Below are 18705 nucleotides of genomic sequence, written 5' to 3'. Positions count from 1 at the left end.
CTCAAAACTTACCAAACTTCAGGCCCAGACTTACGCTTGGTCCACTCACTTTATCATCCAACGATCTCTTTTCATTGTCAAAAGCAAAACGGTAAGAGATGCCTGGCGATACTCTTAACCACTTCAATAAGTTTAATTCAACTTGTAGTGCAGGTTCACAAATGTAATACCACTTTAAATCTTCAACGTCTTCACGATAATGTTGATTATCCAAATCTTCCCAACGTGGTCTATGATACTGCATTGTAAATCCTGCACCATTAAATAAGTGAAAGACAGGATGAATCGGACTATTAGAAGCAATAACCAACTCGTTTACCATACCAAATTGTCCATATAAATAACTCATCCGCTGGCTTGGGTTTGCACTGTCATTAATATCTACAGGGATGTAGTTAGTAGTAGATCCTCCCCCTACACCAAGTAAAAACTTTTTACCTATAAACCAGCCTCCATAAATCTCTGGCATGTTTGCGAAGCTTCCATGTATGCTTGTTAGTTTGTTGCTGAGTACAACATAACCTCCTGAGCCCTTCGTGTTTTTAAAGATGGTTTTAACCTCATCGGAAGATTGGGCTTGTGCCATATAGCCTGTACCAAGTATAATGGCCATGGCAAATAATTTTGTAATGTGCTTTTTCATTTCTTGCTTTTGGTACTGAGACAGGTCAAAGCAGAAAAACCCCTATTCACACATTAACTTTTTTATTTCGGCACAAAAAAGGGGCTTACGCCCCTTTTTTTAGATTTTAAATGCCTTCTTGACAGCATCTACGTAGTCCAGTTTTTCCCAAGGGAATAGCTCGACCTTTATTTTTTTCTCGTTTTTCTTACCCTTGTTAAAAATCTTTTCAACTACCTTATGCTCTCGGCCCATATGACCATAAGCTGCAGTTTCAGAATAAATAGGAGTACGCAACTTGAAACGCTCTTCAATAAAGTAAGGGCGCATATCAAAAATCTTTTCAACTTTTTTAGCAATCTCACCATCGGTAAGCTTAACCTTAGCTGTGCCGTAAGTATTTAAGTAGAGTCCAACAGGTTTCGCTACACCAATTGCGTAAGCAACCTGTACCAACACTTCTTCAGCTACCCCAGCAGCTACAAGGTTTTTGGCAATATGACGGGTTGCGTAAGCCGCTGAGCGGTCAACTTTTGAAGGATCTTTTCCTGAGAAAGCTCCTCCTCCGTGTGCACCTTTTCCACCGTATGTATCTACAATGATTTTGCGGCCAGTTAAGCCAGTATCACCATGAGGGCCACCAATTACGAATTTACCTGTAGGGTTAACGTGGTATGTAATATCGCCAGCGAATAGTTTTTGAATGCGCTTTGGCAACTTCTTCATAATGCGGGGCACAAGTATGTTTATTACATCGTCCTTAATCTTGGCCAACATTACATTGTCTTTTGCGAAATCATCATGTTGTGTTGAAATAACAATGGTGTCGATGCGCTGCGGCTTGTTATCATCGCTATACTCAATAGTTACCTGCGACTTTGCATCTGGACGTAAATAAGTCATAGTCTTGCCTTCCTTACGAATGGCAGCCAATTCGCGTAAAAGTAAATGAGCCAATTCTAAGGGAAGTGGCATAAAGTTATCCGTTTCGGTAGTTGCATAACCGAACATCATACCCTGATCACCAGCACCTTGATCTTCTTTCTTTTTACGCTCTACACCTTGATTAATATCAGGAGATTGTTCATGGATTGCAGAAAATACACCACATGAGTTTGCCTCAAACATGTATTCGCTTTTTGTATACCCTATTTTCTTGATAACGTCACGTGCAATGTCCTGCACATCCAAATAGGCTTGTGATTTAACCTCTCCGGCTAATACAACCTGACCAGTTGTTACCAGTGTTTCGCAGGCTACTTTAGAGTTAGGGTCATATGCTAGAAATGAGTCAATAAGCGCATCGGAGATTTGGTCAGCTACTTTATCCGGGTGACCTTCAGAAACCGATTCAGAGGTGAAGAGGTATGGCATAGTTATTAAATTGTTAATTCAGCGGGCAAAGTTAATAATTCCTATTAAACAGGGAGGGGTTTGTTTCTACAGCACATTCAAAGAATGCCCCTAAATCATAATTTCTTTTTCCTTTCCCTTTTATAATCAGGTATACCTTAGTTACTTGACTTCTTAATTCTATCTGCCATTGACGGACGCTTCGACAAAGGACACCCAAAACCAAGTGTGGTTAACAATTAGAACCACGCTGTCCATTATTGGTGCCCTATTGCTTTTCTTTTTTGCAATAGATTTAATGGTTTCTTCATTACAGGAACTTGGAGGAGGTGTTGCTGAAACAATTCTTCTGGCCACATCAAATCCATTTACCGGTTTGTTTATCGGTCTGCTGATCACAGCCATGATTCAAAGCAGTTCCACCACCACCTCTCTTATTGTGGCCTTTGTCGCATCTGGCTCTATTACCCTTGAAAGTGCTGTACCGCTTATTATGGGAGCAAATATTGGAACTACCATTACAAGCACAATCATTTCGCTTGGTTTCATCAATAAGAAAAAGGAGTTTAAGCGGGCTGTGGCTGCGGGTACCTACCACGATTTTTTCAACATTCTTACAGTTATCATTCTATTCCCCTTAGAGTATTACTATGGCTTTTTGTCCTCATTAGCGACAAGCATAAGCACTCTGCTTGTAAATCCTGCATCAGGCGTTGATTTAATAAGCGACCATCATTATGGTTGGGGCTTTGGTGGAGTTATCAATTGGTTGGTGACTATTGTTCCTAGTGGCTTTGCCTTGGTAATTCTTGCCTTTGCATTACTTTTTGGTTCAATCCTTCTTTTTAGAAAATTGATTTCCAATCTTCTGCTTGTGCAATCGCCCGAAAAGCTTGGTTCCTTCTTTTTCGGTAGTCCGTTGAAGTCATTTGCCTGGGGACTAACCTCAACTGCAGCTATTCGGTCCAGCACTATCACAACTTCTCTTGTTGTGCCATTAGTAGCAAAACAAGTTATTAAATTAAAAGCAGCTGCACCCTATATTCTTGGTGCCAATATAGGTACCACCATTACAGCTTTTATCGCTGCCATATTGTATGCTAATAATTCAAGTGCAGTCACTATAGCTATTGCCCACTTTTTATTCAACTTCATTGGTGTAATCATTTTTCTTCCTATACCTATACTTCGGAAAATCCCTCTGGATTTAGCATCTTTCTTAGGAAAGCTGACCTTAAAATATAGATTGGTAGGTTTTGTGTATCTCTTGTCTGCTTTTTTCTTTATTCCATTCTCTCTTATTTACCTTAATAAAAATAGCATTGAAAACACGACAGCAGTTTACGAAGTCGTGGATAAAAATGGTGTGCCCCAAAGCAATAAAATGGTTGCACGTATTAACAGTAACACACGAAACGGTCAGTGGATTGAGTTTGCAGGTGATGCTGACTCTGCTGCTAATACCCCTAACAAAATTCAAAACATCTCTTATAGGGATAACGTTTTTTTTGTAAGCGATCAGATGTATATGTTTAGCAAGCAAGGGTTTTGCTGGGATGGTGAAGATAACTTAGGTAAATACAAAGTTTGTGTAGACAGCATTCTTACTAATTACAGCCTAACACCTGATTTGACGTTGCCCTTATTGTACCATTTTAAAAGAACCTACTATAATGATGCGCAAGAGAAAACTAGCGATATTTTTATTAGCCCTGACCTACCCATTATTATAAAACAGAGTAACTATGATTCCACTGGTCTTATTGAGACTAAGAGAATACTAACTGTTGAAAAGGATTAGGTCAATTGTAAATCTAACTAAACCCATCATGCTATTATACAATGTAACAGTCGGTGTTGATAAGAGTGCAGAGCATGAATGGCTGCATTGGATGAAAACCGAACACATCTTAGATGTGTTGAATACCGGTATGTTTATAGAGGCCAAAATCTACAAAATATTGCACCAAGGAGAGGAGGAAACGGTGTCCTATTCAATTCAATACTTTGCTGAGACTTTAAGCCATGTAGAGCAGTACCTGGAAAAGTTTGCACCAGCTTTGCGAGAAGAAGTCAGTAAAAGATTTGAAGGAAAGCAAGTGGCGTTCAGAACACTTCTGGAAGAGGTGTAATCTATTGACGTCTTACACCTTTTAACCAACTGGCGATGCTCCAGCGTGTACTCTCTTGAACCACTGCTCCACTTTCTGATGCCCTGTTAACTTTTTCAACAGTGTAGAAGGCTGTAGGAAGAATTTCTTTAAGTTTAGTTGTTAGTTCTTCAAGGCGCTCTCTTTCCAACACGGTAAATATTACACTTTCATCGCCATCTGGACCGAGCGCTTTAAGTATTGTAAATCTGTGGTTTTCTTTAGTAAGGTATTCTTTCAGCTCATCTATTTCTTTTCTTGTAATAATCCTAATGATCACTTTTCCATAAGCTATTCGTTCTTCTATCATCATACCTACAAAAATACCCATCGCAAAACCTGCGGGGTAGGCTATATATGATGCCCAGTTATCAAGGTGTTGAAATATCTGGCGAATGGCCATCAACCACACAAAGGATTCTACAAAACCTAAGAGTGTTGCTGTCATTCTTCTTCCTCCCAATACATAAATGATACGGATAGTATTAATGGATACATCAATGATGCGCGCTAGAAAAATCAATAGTGGCAGTATAACGTAAGCAAAAATTTCTTCGGAGATGCCCAGTAATTCAATCATTTTACTATGTTTTTTTACTACCCAAATAATTCCTGAAACACCTCTGTAAGTTTGCCAAAAGATTTAACTGTAATTTTTGTCTTGCTCAAGTCGAGTGATTTCTTGCTATACTTCGAAATGTAAATTTCCTCAAAGCCAAGTTTTTCTGCTTCAGATATTCGTTGGTCTACTCTATTCACTGCGCGCAATTCTCCCCCTAAACCAATTTCTGCAGCAAAGCATACCTTATCCGACACGGATATCTCTTCCATAGAAGAAATTAAGGAAACGCATAAAGCCAAATCGATGGCTGGATCTTCTACAGTAATACCTCCTGCCATATTAACAAATACATCTTGCGTGCCTACCCGAAATCCACACCTTTTCTCCAACACCGCCAACAGCATGTTTAAGCGTTTATGATCAAAACCATTAGGCGTGCGTTGAGGCGTACCGTAAGAAGCCGGACTAACCAGCGATTGTATTTCAATAAGCAATGGTCGGTTGCCCTCAATAGTAGCACCAATAGTAGCTCCTGTATGCTGACCATCCTTTTGAGAGATCAGAATTTCAGATGGATTGCTTACTTCACGTAAACCTGAACCCAACATTTCATAAATTCCAATTTCTGAAGTTGATCCAAAACGGTTTTTAGTTGTGCGCAGGATACGATAAGCCAGATGTCTGTCTCCTTCAAACTGAAGTACAGTATCTACCATGTGTTCGAGCACTTTAGGTCCAGCCAGCATACCGTCTTTAGTAATATGGCCTACTAAAAAAACAGGTGTGTTTGTTTCTTTCGCAAACTTCATCAACTCTCCTGCGCATTGCCTTACCTGAGCAATACTGCCAGCGGCTGAATCAAGCATAGTAGAATGGAGTGTCTGGATTGAGTCTACAATTACCAACTGAGGTTCTACCTGCTCAATGGCAAGAAAAATATTTTTTGTATTTGTCTCGGTAAGAATATAAAAGTTATCACTGACTTTTTCTTTAGGAAGAATTCGTTCTGCGCGCATTTTTACCTGCTGATCACTCTCTTCGCCTGTAACATACAAAACCTTTATTCTTTTTAATGAGAGTGCCACCTGAAGCATTAATGTAGATTTACCAATGCCTGGTTCTCCGCCAATAAGCATCAGAGAGCCTGGAACAATACCACCTCCTAAAACGCGGTTCAATTCAGCATCAGGGCTAATTATTCGAACCTCACTGGCAGAAGTTATTTCATGAAGTGTTTTAGGTTTGGCAATTCGCTCACGAGATCCCTCTTGTCTCCATTCATTCTTACTTTCCTCTTTTTTAACCACCTCCTCAACAAAAGTGTTCCATTGATTACAGGATGGGCATTTCCCCAACCATTTTGGTGATTCATGCCCGCAATTTTGACAGAAAAAAAGGGTTTTGACTTTTGCCATTAGTGGTATATAAGGTAATTAGTTGAGAATACTATATTTGACAAATCTAAACCCAATAAACTAAATTGTCCCCATGCGACTACTACTCGTTGTAGCAATTATCATTATTGCAAAAGCTGCCACTTTTGCTCAAAAGCCACCTATTAAGTTTGGTGATGTGCCAATCGAGGAAATCCAGATGAAGGTTTATGAAAAGGACTCTTCAGCAGCGGCTGTGGTCTTAACCGATTTCGGTGAATCGACTATTGCGTACAGCCAATCAGAAGGATTTCAGCTGATCTTTCAAAGAATAAAGCGGGTAAAAATTTTAACTAAAGATGGATTAGATCAGGGTGATTTCTCCATTCAACTTTACCACGATGGTGACAGTGATGAAAAACTAATCAATCTTAAAGGCATAACTTATAATTTGGAGAATGGAAAAGTAGTTGAGTCTAAATTGAAAAATGACGCTCAGTTTAAAGAGAAATACTCATCAAATCTTAATCTTGTTAAATTTACAATGCCTAACGTAAAGGAAGGTTCTGTTATTGAGATTAGCTATAGAGTTGTCTCCGATTTCATTTTTAATTTTCAAGATTGGGAATTTCAATCAACTATTCCAGTAGTCTGGAGCGAATATCGCGCAAATGTTCCGGAGTACTACAATTATGAAAAATATATGCAAGGTTATTTACCAGTCACGGTAAATGAACAGTCAACCTCGCTAAAAAGTATTGTCATTACAACAAACAATCGCACTGATAATGGGGGTACTGGCTTTAGTTCAGACAAAATTGATTATATGTTAAATACTAATCGTTGGGTAGTTGAGAATGCACCTGCCTTTAAGGAAGAGGCATATATAACCTCATATCAAGATTTCATTTCTAAAATAAATTTTGAGCTTTCGTTTACTAAATTCCCTAATAGACCTATCAACAAAATCATGGGCTCCTGGGAGGATATCAATAAAAGTTATGTGGAGAGTTCAGATTTTGGTGGAGAGATCAAAGGCAATGGTTTTTTAAAGAAAACAGCAGATGAGGTAACTGCAACTATTAATTCGCCCGAAGAAAAAGCCTTAGCTATTCATGCTTTTGTTCGTAACAATTTTACATGGAGTGGCTCTTATCGAAAATTTACAGAAAATCCTCTTCGGAAAATTTTTGATGATAAAAAGGGGAGTTCTGCAGAGTTAAATTTATTAATGGGCTCTATGCTGGAGAAAATTGGCTTGGAAGTTTATCCTGTACTAATCAGTACAAGAAATAATGGATTCATTCGAGAAATGACTCCTGTGTCCTCTCAATTTAATTACTCCGTTATTCTTGCTAAGATTGGTGATAAACAATACTTGTTAGATGTCACTGAAAAATTACTCCCCTTTGGAATGCTCCCCGAGCGTTGTTTGAATGGAAAAGGCTTTGTTGTAAGTAAGGCAGGTCATAGTTGGGTTGGTTTATCAGCTCCAGAACGTTCAAGACTAATTTATAGTGTTGAGGGTAAACTTACCGAAGAGGCTTCACTTGAGGGCAAACTAACGCTTGAAAGAACTGGATATTTTGCGGCACGGGACAGAAAACAATACCTCGCCAAAGAAGAAACAGAATATGTAAAAAATCTCACAGATGTTCACCAAATAGAGGTCCTTAAAAGTGAGTTTAGTAATGCAAATGAACTAGCCAAGTCTTTCAAAGAGGTTCATGATGTAGTTGCTACGGATAGGGCTAATGTTGCCACTAACACCATTTATTTTAATCCTGTTTTCTTCAATAAGGTTAAGGAAAATCCTTTTAAATCAGAAGACCGGAAGTATCCTGTAGATTTTGGTCTTTCCTTCGATCAAATGTATATACTAAAACTTACCATCCCTGATGGTTATGTTGTCGATGAGGCTCCTCAACCTAAAGTTATAGGATTGCCTGACGGTGCGGGAAGATTTACTTATAGTTTTACTCAAATGGGCAACACTATTAGTCTTATAAATAATCTTCAAATTAATAAAAGTGTCTTTAATCAAGTAGAATATGCTTCATTAAGGGAATTCTACAATCAGGTTGTTGCCAAGCAAGCTGAACAGGTTGTATTAAAAAAGAAGTAAGAAATGAAATCTTCATTAACAATCAGTATCCTTTTTTTATCAATTGGGTTGTTTGCAGCTGAAAACAAATATCCTGTCAGTGATATACCTGACAGCTTAAAGAATGGAATGTATGCCGTTATTCGTGAAGAAAGTAATGTTTTTACAATTCTGGACAAATCGCATTCTAATATTCAGTATCATTATGTTATTACTATTTTAAAAGCTACGGGTAGATCGAATGCTATTCTTTCTGTTGGTTATGATAAGCTTACAAAAATTAAATCTGTAAAAGCAACAGTTTACGATGCTCTAGGTAATGTTGTCAAAAAAGTTAAGACTTCAGATTTTATTGATCAAAGCTCCATCTCAGGCTTTAGCATCTATGAAGATAATCGCCAAAAGTATATTGATTTGCGACAAGCCAGTTACCCATATACAATTGAATTCGAATATGAGCTTGATTTGAATTATTTGTTGTTCATCCCTTCCTTCTATTTATATGATGACGATGAAGTAAGCATTCAGAAAAAATCTTATCAATTAGTTTATCCTACCTCTCTTAAACCAAGATACAGAGGCACATTTGTAGACGACCCCGAAAAGCAAATCCTTTCAGGCAAGGAATCCTTGCTCTGGACTTTTAACAATTTTGTACCAAAGAAATTTGAGGCAATGTCTCCAACTATTGAAAAGTACATTCCCAGAATTCTTGTTGCGCCTGTAGATTTTGAATATGATGGATATGCTGGAACCATGAATAGTTGGGAGAACTTCGGTAAATGGCAGCTATCCCTCAACAAAGGCAGAGATGAAATTTTGCCCGAAACCATAGAGAAAGTTAAGAGCCTGACAAAAGATGTAAATGATGATAGAGAAAAAGTTAAAATCCTTTACAAATATCTTCAGAATAAAACCAGGTATGTTAGTATTCAACTTGGCATTGGTGGTTGGCAACCCTTTGAGGCCTTAACGGTAGACAAGTTAAGTTATGGCGACTGTAAAGCGTTGTCGAACTATATGATTTCATTATTAAAAGCCGCTGACATTAATGGATATTACACAGTAATCTATGGCGGCTCAAACCCGCCTACCGTGTTAGAAGACTTTCCTAAGAGCTATTTTAATCACGTAATCGTTACAGTCCCCCTTGAAAAAGATACTGTTTGGCTTGAGTGTACAAGTCAGCAAAATCCATTCGGTTACTTAGGCAATTTTACAGGCAATCGTTCTGCCATGATGGTGACAGAAGATGGCGCAAGGTTAATTAAAACTCCGGTTTATAAAGGTGAGAATAATCAACAGTTAAGATCAGCTGAAGTTATACTTGATGTTAATGGTAATGCTCAGGCTCAAATTCAAACCATTTATTCAGGACTTCAAATTGAAAATGATGGACTAGATAGCTATTTAACCAAATCTGCTGACGATCAGAAGAAGTGGGTGCAAAACAGTACTGCTATACCAGCCTTCGATATTGTAAATTTCAAACTTAACATGCTTAATGAAGAGACGCCTGAAATTGGTGTTTCGTTAGCCCTAAAACTAAACAGGTTTGCATCAGTTTCAGGGAAGCGGTTCTTTTTTACACCCAACCTAATGAACCGCTCAAACTTTATTCCTGAAAAACTGGCTGAGAGAAAAACAGATATCGTAATCAAAACCGGCTATCTGGATATTGATACTATACGTTATAAACTCCCTGACAATGTTTACCCCGAATTTTTACCCGATACACAGAAGCACACGTCCCGTTTCGGTGAGTATGAGTCAAGTTTTCAAATGGATGAAAATGGTTTGCTATATATTCGTAAAATCAAAATGAAGGAGGGAGAGTACCCCGCATCAACCTATCAGGAGCTAACGGATTTCTATAAAAGCCTTAATAAATCCGATAACATCAAAATTGTATTGCTCAGTAAAACCTGAGCAATGCACTATTTGAATGGAGAGTCTTCTTCCCTCGCCATGAAATAGTAGGTGATTTTATCCATCAGTAACGGAAATAATTTAGTTAACCAAACTGCCAATTTACCCTGCGTTGTTAAAACTAAATCACGCTTGCGTTTCAGAATTGCGTAGTAGATATGTTCAGCAGTTTCTTCAGCCGACATCATTTTACTCTCATCTCTGGGTGATTCGCCCTGCGGGTGACCATCGGCTGTTAAAGCTACGTTTCTAATATTTGATGTGGTGAAGCCAGGACAAACTGATAACACATGTACACCCCTTTTCATTACCTCCATACGCAAAGCTTCGAGAAACCCTTCCATGGCATACTTAGAGGCTGAATAAGCTGTTCGTGCCGGTGTGGCTCTTTTTCCATTAATCGATGATATGCCAACTATAGATCCCTTGGATTCCAAAATATAGGGCATTGCGTATTTGGTGCAATAAACGGTGCCAAAAAAGTTAATATCTATTACTTTTTTAAACACTTCTAGTTGTACATTTTCAAACAAGGCTCGCATTGAGATACCTGCATTATTAATGAGTACATCTATTTTACCAAAGCGTTTAATGGTTTCATCTGTTATCCTTTTTGCATCAGCTTCATTACTAACATCACCCTGAAGGGTTAACACACTAACCCCATTATTTATTAGTTCGTTTGCTACAGCCTGCAATTCCTCGCCTCTGCGGCCGGTTATAGCCAACAGCGATCCCTTTTTGCCAAACTCAAAAGCGAGGGCTTTACCAATTCCGGAAGTGGCACCAGTTATAATAACAACCTTATTTTCCATACGCTAAATCCCAGACAACCTTTTACGTCTGTACTGAGTTTACCCAAAAATACTAATACTTGCTTAACTTGCTTCGTAAAGATTTGTTGCCATGTGGCTGTTGAAATTACTAGCTCGTTTGCCTTTTTTTGTGCTATACCTGTTTTCTGACTTCTTATTCTTTATAAGTTATAGGATTGTTGGCTATAGGAAGAAGCTGGTAAGGCAAAATATAAGAAATTCGCTTACTCACCTAAGCGAACAGGAAATACTTAATGTTGAGCGCAGATTTTATCAAAACTTATGCGACTATGCAGTTGAGACCATTAAATTAATTGGCATCTCAAAGGATGAGTTACAAAAGCGCATAAGGTATATTAATCCAGAGTTAATGGAAAAATTTACTGCTAATGGTCAGTCAGTTGTTCTGCTATCATCACACACCTTTAATTGGGAATGGCTTTTAGTAGCGGGCAGTATTTCATTACCTGCCCCTGTCGATTTTGTCTACCAGCCAGTTAAAAATTCCTTTTTTGATTCTTTTATTTTAAAAGCTCGATCACGCTTTGGTGCTTATGCAGTAAAAAGAAATGAGCTTGCCCGAGAATTGATAAAACGTAAATCTATCATAAGAGGCATAGCCGTGGTGGCCGATCAGTATCCGGGTCATGGCAATGATAAACGCCATCAAACTAATTTTTTAGGACAGGATACGGTTTTCTTTTACGGGAGTCAGCAAATGGCAAGCTTAATACAAGCACCTGTCTTATACGCAGTTGTTGAGAAGGTTAAGAGAGGCTATTACACATGTCGACTTGTGCTGGTAGGCGAACCTCCATATAGCAAAAGTGATACGTTTGTTATTGATAATTACGCTACAGCACTAGAGCAATCGATTTACCACCAGCCCGAAGGTTGGCTATGGTCACATAACCGTTGGAAAAAAAGACATCTGGATGATACGCTTACTTCAAGCAAATAGTCTTTCCCTCGATACTATCAACATTTCGAAGCTATACTGATTTAACACTTACTCATTCGTTAGGAGGAGAAGGAGTGGACAAAGGAATTAGGTTTTGTTAGCTGTTTTTTCTGAATGGGCATGCAAAACAAGTAGTGATACAATCAATAGTAAACTATATTCTACTCCACCATTTGAAGGACCAACTACAAACCAGCCATGTTGTGCATGTACTAGAATTATTCCCATTAACAATTGCAACGCCCATACCAATGAAATCCATTTTGTAAAATAATTTAATAGTAGCGCTAAGCCTCCAATTAACTCGAATAATGTTATGCCCCACGCTATTGGTACACCAATCAAGAAACCTTTTGTGTTAAGAAAATCTCCAAATCCATTTATGGAGTTATGGTAAAAGCGTTGCGAAGCATGGGCTATCATGCAAATGGATATCATGATACGCAAGGCTAAAAGCGATTTAGCTGGACTTAACAATACTTTCATAAATGAAGATTTTAGGAAAGATCAATAAAATTCCGAGATGATAAATGCCCCAAGGAGCGGGATAAAATTCACTTTAAGAAAGCATTTGTGCAATGTCTTCGCGCGTGAGTTGCTTCATGATGCTCTCTTCTGTGGTAATCAAATCTGTGGTGAGTTTTAATTTACGCTGTTGAAGCTGCAATATTTTTTCTTCTACTGTATTACGTGTAATAAACTTGTAGGTAAATACCTTTTTCTTTTGCCCAATTCTATGTGCTCTGTCTACCGCTTGTGCCTCTACAGCAGGGTTCCACCATGGATCAAGAATAAAAACGTAATCTGCCTCTGTTAAATTAAGACCAAGTCCACCAGCCTTAATCGAAATCAAAAACAACTTTAGTTTAGGATCTTTATTGAAGCGTTCAACCTGCTCTTTACGATCACTACTACTTCCATCTAAGTAGGCAAAATCAATCTTTTGTTCTTTAAGGTAATTCCTTACCAGATCAAGGTGTTTGACATACTGGCTAAACACTAATACCTTATGGTCTTCGGCTAATGCATTAGCAAGCATGTGTGTTATGTCTTCAAATTTTCCTGAATCTCCCGTGTAATTTGGGTCTATCATTTTAGGGTGATTAGCAAGCTGTCGCAATTTTGTCAAGCCTTCCAAAATCATAAAACGGCTGCTTCCCAAACCTTCCTTATCAATCTGATCAAGAATTTTGCTTCTATAAAATGCCTTTGCCTCCTCGTACTTCTCTTCTTGAGCTACACTCATCTCCGCATACTGCACATTCTCTACCTTTTCGGGTAGTTCTGTTGCTACTTGCGATTTATGCCTACGAAGCATGAATGGTTTAATAATGGTGTGCAGACGCTTAGAGCGAACTTCATCACCTTTCTTTTCGATAGGATTTAAAAACTCGTTTTTAAAATAAGTTTGTGGCCCAAGTAACCCTGGATTTATAAAAGTCATTTGCGACCACAAATCGAGTGTTGTATTTTCTAATGGAGTACCTGTTAACGCTAGTTTCTGTCGAGATTTTAATTCACGAACTGCCTGCGCAATATTTGAAGTAGGATTTTTAATTACCTGCGATTCGTCAAGTATAATGTAGTTGAAATAAAAATTCTTAAATAACTCGACATCTAAACGCGTAATGCCATATGATGTAATAATCAGATCATATTGATCAAAACGCTTTACATCTTTATTTCTTTGTGTGCCTGTATAGGTTAAAATTTTTAACTCAGGCGTAAACTTATTAGCCTCCATTTCCCAGTTATAAACCAGCGAGGTAGGCATAACAAGTAATGATGTGCCATGACTTGCTTCTTTTTCTGATTGAAGTAGCGTTAAGGTTTGTACAGTTTTACCAAGACCCATGTCATCGGCCAACACTCCTCCTAAACGATATTCATTTAAAAATCTGAGCCAGTTGTAGCCAGCTTTCTGATATGGCCTGAGTTCACCACCAAAGCCTTTAGGTAAATCGTAATTTTTAATTCCTGTAAATGAGCTCAGGCTGCGTAGGCGTTCGCTAATATGTACTTTAGCCAAATTGCCCTCTTCCAGTTCTTTAACTAGTGCTAAATGATGTTTGCGTAAAACTGGTTTTTCATTCTTGCCCTCAGTTTCACTTAAGGCAAATAAGTCTGAATATTTTGTAAGCCAGGCTTCTGGTATAATGGCGATCTCACCATTTGGTAATTTGAACTCCACCTTTTTTCGCATGATGAGTTTTCTCAACTCCTTAAAAGGAATATCAAAATCACCGAAACGGATTTTTGCGTGAATATCAAACCAATCTATATTCTCCTTAACCTCTACTTCAATTACCGCTTTGCCTACAAAATATTTTTTATCGCGGCTCTCAGGCTGGCTTACTTCAAAGCCCAGGTTAAGCAGGTTTACTCTGTTTTCATTTAACCAAGAAAAGGCCTCTGCTTTCGGTACCGCTACTCTGAAATCTTTAAATGGCAGCCCAAGTTTTTGCAGGGTCTGCAAAAACTTTTTTTCTAAGTCAGGTTTACGAGTTACCCTGTGAAAAACATATTGCTCTTCTTGTTTCTCAACAGTAACATTTACCGATCCGCTGGCATCACCTCTGAAACGATACTTGCCATATTTAAATGAAAGATCAAAAACGAGTTTACCGCTTTCATCTGTTCTGTCTTCTTTCTGTGCGGGACTTGAATCAAAAAGAGTAGCTGCCTGTGTTGATTGAGCAGTGTGTAATTCTGAAAGAGTCAGTACCGGATGCGGGTCATGATCATGTTTTTGTATTTCAAAGCCTTGTGCTTCAATTTCATCGAATGATGCAATGAGCGGAGCGATAAAACGATTGTAATAGGTTTCTTCAAGATTCTTTGGGATGGTAACTGATTTCTTAGTTAAAAAAGGAATAAGTTTTTTCCCATCTACACCCTTTTCAAAGCCATAGAGTTTGCTATTTAAAACTAACCATGCCGGATGTTTGCAAACTAAGAAAGCCGCAGGATTGGGCAGATCAACTTTTTTTCCTTCGTACGAAATGGTAGGAAAATATTGTGTGTTCTCAGCAGTGCGCATAAAATGGAATTGCACACTAGCACGTTTTTCAAGCACCTCAAGTTTGCGCCAGGTGGGTTCACCATCGTTACCCATTTCAAAAACCATTTTTCCCTTTAGGAGTTCGAGCACTTGTGCTCGCCTTTTCTCCATGTAATCCTCAATCTGCTCCTGAATCAGTTCATTGCCTTTTACTTTATCAAAAGTCTTGGAAAAAAACTCTTCAGGTTTCATCTGCTTGGCAGAATACTTTTTAACAATAACATCCTGCTGCATGGCATCCATGAGTTCAATCAATTTGAAGTCACGGTCGTCAAGGCCCTTGGTAAACTCACGGGCATTTTTATGGGATATATTCTGATGTTGATAAGTTAGTTTACCGCGGTCGTCCAGGTGCACGATATACGACTCAAACACATAGCCAAGGTACTCGTGCTGAAAAACCGAGTACACAATTTGGAAAGGCTGTGCAGCAGAAACTTTCATAATAGTCTAAAATCTGTCAAGGTATGAGCGATTTATATTCTCGCCTCTCAAACCCAAAACATCCAAAAAAGTATTAAAAACACCCGAAAAAGAGCTTTCCATAGCTACGGGAACCTGAAAGGTACTAAAAGTATTTGAGCCTATTCGGAAAATTTTTGTGAGGAAAGTACATCAAACTTACAAGTGCTCCACAGTAGCAGAACGGGCCGCAAGGTGTGCCGGCCTGAGTGAGATCAGCATTGTTATTACGGCAACTACTGTTAGGGTAAGTAGAAAGTCTGAAAGCACAGGCTTGATCGGGTAGCCATCAGTAATTGCGCTCTCCATGCCCATGGAAACAAAACTAAACTGCATTTGCAGCCAAACCAAAGCTCCCCCAAGCAATAGACCACATGAGGTACCCAACATAGCAATAAATAATCCCTCGCTTAGAAATATTTTTTGAATGAGTTTGCCATCAGCACCCATTGCCATAAGCACGGAAATATCTTTCTTCTTGTCTAAAGCGAGCATCATTAGACTAAAAAAAATATTGATGGCACCAATGCCCAATAATAACGTAAAGGCAAGAAAGGTAAAGAGCTTTTCCATATTTAATAGTCTATACAAATCCTGGTGTTGCTCTTCGTGACTAAGTACAGAAAAGTTATTGCCCAGCGTTTGTTTTAAATTCTCTTGAACCTGATTTAGATTTACAGCTGCCTTCGTTTTTATTTCAAGCGAGGTGCGTTTGTCTCCGGTATCCATCAAGTCCTGTGCAAATGCTAGCGGTACTACTACATAGTTGTCGTCAAAATTTTGAACGATAGAGAAAACTGCTCCCGGTATAATATTGCGTTTGTTATAAAGTTTGGATGGATCAAGCCCGGTCAGCTTTGCACTTTTGATGTAATAAAGTTGTAGTGGGAATAATGGGTCATTTACAACTATAGATAAATTATATTCTATACCTCTTCCTATAAGTGCATAGTCTACATTATTCTCATGTAGTGCCAATTTCCCAGCTACAATAGAATTGTTGATACGCTGCTGATCAATGAAATTTTCGCTAACACCTTTCAGGGTTATAATCTGGTTGGCATCTCTGTAGCGCAAGTATGCATAATCTTCCAGCACCTCTGTAACTATTTCGACACCTTCAACAGCTTTTATTTTTTGAAGCAAGCTGTCGGTCATGGCAAAGGTTTTGCCTTCAACCGCTTCAATTTTTATTTCAGGATCAAAAGAATTATTGAGCGCCCTAAGCAAATCTCCTAAACCATTAAAGACAGAAAGTACAATTACCAATGCTGCGGTAATAAAAGCTACTACAACCACTGATAGCCAGGAAATAATGTTAATAAAGTTCTTCTTTCTTTTAGAGAATAGGTACCGCTTCGCTATAAAAAAGGGGAGGTTCAAAATTTAATTGGCTGATAAGTCAGTTCTGATTTAGTTATACCGTCAGCTACTCCGTTGGCGGAATGTTGAGGTTGTTAATAATATCATCCAGTTTTTGGGCATTTTCTTCCACCTCATCTACATAAAAAACAATTTCAGGCACAATGCGCAATTGCTTACCCACTTTATCGCCAAGTAGCTTTCTAAATTCCTTTTTGTGGTCATTAATTTTAGCTAACAAGGCTTGTTTATCTTTTACCAGCATCATGCTGATATATAGTTTAGCTACGCTTAGATCAGGACTAACCCTTACCTCAGCTATACTTAAAAAAGCATTGTCTAAAAGCCCCCTTCGATCGCGCTGAAAAATATCGCTCATTTCCTTTTGAATGAGTTTGGCTACTCTCTGTTGTCTGGTGCTCCCTGTCATAGGGCTGCAAGTTACAGCAATGCTCATGTTATTCGATTAATAACATATGGTTTTTTCTGTTTCGGACTCCAACGCTGACTACATTTGAGTATTTTCGAGCAAAATTTAACGACTTGCTAAGTTTCTTTCGCATAAATGATCCCTACAGGCTGTTGGGCTTACTTATTTTATTTTTTATTGTCTCTTTGCCTGTATTCCTGTTTAGTCCCGGCCCTACTTGGCAGGAACTCAACAGTTTTATTGTTGGCGAGAAAATTAATCAGGGGCTAAGACCATACGTTGAGCTAATAGACTCAACCCCATTACTCACCCAATGGATGTATGGTGCTTTCAATTGGATTAGTGGTCAAAATATTACACTGCGGCATAGTCTGGCACTTCTTATACTCTTTTTTCAAGCTGGTTATATTGGTCTGGTCTTTATTAATCGAAAAGCCTACACAGAAACCACCTATATTCCATCTGTCCTTTTCTGCTTATTGTGCTGCGTCTCTTTTGATGTTATTTCAATAACAGGCACTTTGCTAGCCTCTGGCTTTTTATTGCTGGCCGTCAATAGTATTTTCAGGGAGATTGAGTTTCGTGAACCAAACGATAGCTCTCTGGTTAAATCCGGTGTTTACTTGGGGCTTGCATCGCTTGCTGTTTTCTCTTATGTCATCTTCTTTTTTGCCGCCATACTTATTCTTGCGTTTTTCACACGATCATCACTCAGAAGACAGTTTTTATTTGTTATTGGTTTTTCACTTCCTCACGCACTTTTATTGAGCTACTATTATTTACTGGATCAACAAAGTGACTTGCTGAATTATTTTTATAAAGCAAACTTGTTTGCCGATGAGCGTGTTTTTCAGAACACTAAGACATTACTGATTTTAAGCAGTGTACCCATAGCATACTTCGCTATTTCATTTTTTTCCTTGAATAGAGCAACTAGGCTTACTAATTATCAATCGCAATTACTACAAGCTATGTTCATTTGGCTTCTGGCAGGGGTTGTTCATTTGTTTTTTACAAGATCTTTACGCCCGCAGAGTTTGCTTCCCCTATTTCCTCCATTAAGTTTTCTGCTTACTCACTTTCTTTTATCAATTAACCGAAAGCGTTTTGCCGAAATTCATATTTGGGTATTTACAATTGGTATTTTGCTTACTTCTTATTTAGTGCGCAATAACTTTTTTTTCGAGGCAGGCTATTCAGGTATGATTGTAAAGGAAAGTTCTCCGACACTTGTTGATAAGCGTATTTTAATTCTTGGCGATGATTATTCTCCATATATGAAAAATCAGCTGGCTACTGGCTTTAGTGAATGGGCCATTTACAAAAAAGTATTTGAGGAGCCCGACTATTATGAAAATATTCTTATTGTCAATAATCAATTTGCTTTAGAAAAACCTGAAGTTATCATTGATCCAAATAATTTATTTGCTGCTTTCTTCAGGCATTTGCCTGAGCTTGAAAAGCAATACCATAAAAAAGGAAATGTTTACTACATTAATGAGGTAAATGGAGCCAATTAGA

The 18705-nt window shown here is 38.3% G+C and carries 15 protein-coding genes; 6 read left to right on the top strand and 9 right to left on the bottom strand.

Annotation, left to right across the window (positions count from 1 at the left end; translation table 11 throughout):
- Position 1 precedes the first annotated feature (1 nt).
- Together SanaruYs_RS06970 and metK are read right to left on the bottom strand one after the other, a co-directional pair.
- The gene (locus SanaruYs_RS06970; RefSeq protein WP_127121801.1) at positions 2-643 is read right to left on the bottom strand and encodes a hypothetical protein; all 642 of its coding nucleotides are present in this window, start codon (positions 641-643) and stop codon (positions 2-4) included.
- 99 nt (positions 644-742) lie between these two features.
- Complete coding sequence (gene metK / locus SanaruYs_RS06965; protein ID WP_127121800.1) at positions 743-1996, bottom strand: methionine adenosyltransferase; 1254 nt, start codon at positions 1994-1996, stop codon at positions 743-745.
- A gap of 205 nt (positions 1997-2201) precedes the next feature.
- On the opposite strand from metK, the gene SanaruYs_RS06960 reads away from it, so the two are divergent.
- Entirely contained in the window at positions 2202-3776 is a 1575-nt protein-coding gene (locus SanaruYs_RS06960) for a Na/Pi symporter (RefSeq protein ID WP_127121799.1), read from the top strand.
- Between the two features lie 28 nt (positions 3777-3804).
- Positions 3805-4107 (top strand): DUF4286 family protein, encoded by a 303-nt coding sequence (locus SanaruYs_RS06955; protein WP_127121798.1) that lies wholly within the window; start codon positions 3805-3807, stop codon positions 4105-4107.
- A gap of 1 nt (position 4108) precedes the next feature.
- Here the strand turns inward: SanaruYs_RS06955 and SanaruYs_RS06950 are convergent, their stop codons facing one another.
- Together SanaruYs_RS06950 and radA are read right to left on the bottom strand one after the other, a co-directional pair.
- Positions 4109-4705 (bottom strand): DUF2179 domain-containing protein, encoded by a 597-nt coding sequence (locus SanaruYs_RS06950; protein ID WP_127121797.1) that lies wholly within the window; start codon positions 4703-4705, stop codon positions 4109-4111.
- Positions 4706-4722: 17 nt separating this feature from the next.
- Positions 4723-6102 (bottom strand): DNA repair protein RadA, encoded by a 1380-nt coding sequence (gene radA, locus SanaruYs_RS06945; RefSeq protein ID WP_127121796.1) that lies wholly within the window; start codon positions 6100-6102, stop codon positions 4723-4725.
- A 73-nt stretch (positions 6103-6175) separates the two neighbouring features.
- Between radA and SanaruYs_RS06940 the strand changes: the two genes are divergently transcribed.
- Positions 6176-8185, top strand: a complete 2010-nt coding sequence (locus SanaruYs_RS06940) for a DUF3858 domain-containing protein (RefSeq protein ID WP_127121795.1) — start codon at positions 6176-6178, stop codon at positions 8183-8185.
- 3 nt (positions 8186-8188) lie between these two features.
- Positions 8189-10093 (top strand): DUF3857 domain-containing protein, encoded by a 1905-nt coding sequence (locus SanaruYs_RS06935; protein WP_127121794.1) that lies wholly within the window; start codon positions 8189-8191, stop codon positions 10091-10093.
- Between the two features lie 8 nt (positions 10094-10101).
- On the opposite strand, the gene SanaruYs_RS06930 is transcribed toward SanaruYs_RS06935, so the two are convergent.
- Positions 10102-10908, bottom strand: coding sequence for an SDR family oxidoreductase (locus SanaruYs_RS06930; protein WP_127121793.1), 807 nt, complete (start codon positions 10906-10908; stop codon positions 10102-10104).
- Between the two features lie 91 nt (positions 10909-10999).
- Here SanaruYs_RS06930 and SanaruYs_RS06925 point away from each other — a divergent pair, with 91 nt between their 5' ends.
- Positions 11000-11869, top strand: a complete 870-nt coding sequence (locus SanaruYs_RS06925) for a lysophospholipid acyltransferase family protein (protein ID WP_127121792.1) — start codon at positions 11000-11002, stop codon at positions 11867-11869.
- Between the two features lie 87 nt (positions 11870-11956).
- Here the strand turns inward: SanaruYs_RS06925 and SanaruYs_RS06920 are convergent, their stop codons facing one another.
- The 4 genes from SanaruYs_RS06920 to rbfA all read right to left on the bottom strand — a co-directional run bounded on the left by SanaruYs_RS06920 (position 11957) and on the right by rbfA (position 17211).
- Positions 11957-12355: a DoxX family protein gene (locus SanaruYs_RS06920; protein ID WP_127121791.1), complete on the bottom strand. Its 399-nt coding sequence runs from the start codon at positions 12353-12355 to the stop codon at positions 11957-11959.
- A 73-nt stretch (positions 12356-12428) separates the two neighbouring features.
- A complete protein-coding gene (locus SanaruYs_RS06915; RefSeq protein ID WP_127121790.1) occupies positions 12429-15374 on the bottom strand; it encodes a DEAD/DEAH box helicase in 2946 nt (981 codons plus the stop codon).
- Positions 15375-15551: 177 nt separating this feature from the next.
- A complete protein-coding gene (locus tag SanaruYs_RS06910) occupies positions 15552-16775 on the bottom strand; it encodes an ABC transporter permease (RefSeq protein WP_246011864.1) in 1224 nt (407 codons plus the stop codon).
- Between the two features lie 46 nt (positions 16776-16821).
- A complete protein-coding gene (rbfA, locus tag SanaruYs_RS06905; protein ID WP_246011863.1) occupies positions 16822-17211 on the bottom strand; it encodes a 30S ribosome-binding factor RbfA in 390 nt (129 codons plus the stop codon).
- 86 nt (positions 17212-17297) lie between these two features.
- Here rbfA and SanaruYs_RS06900 point away from each other — a divergent pair, with 86 nt between their 5' ends.
- Positions 17298-18704 (top strand): hypothetical protein, encoded by a 1407-nt coding sequence (locus tag SanaruYs_RS06900; RefSeq protein WP_127121789.1) that lies wholly within the window; start codon positions 17298-17300, stop codon positions 18702-18704.
- The last annotated feature ends 1 nt before the right edge of the window (position 18705 follow it).

The sequence above is a fragment of the Chryseotalea sanaruensis genome (assembly GCF_003990915.1).
In the GTDB taxonomy this organism is placed as follows: domain Bacteria; phylum Bacteroidota; class Bacteroidia; order Cytophagales; family Cyclobacteriaceae; genus Chryseotalea; species Chryseotalea sanaruensis.
This window is presented reverse-complemented; position numbering and strand designations above follow the sequence as displayed.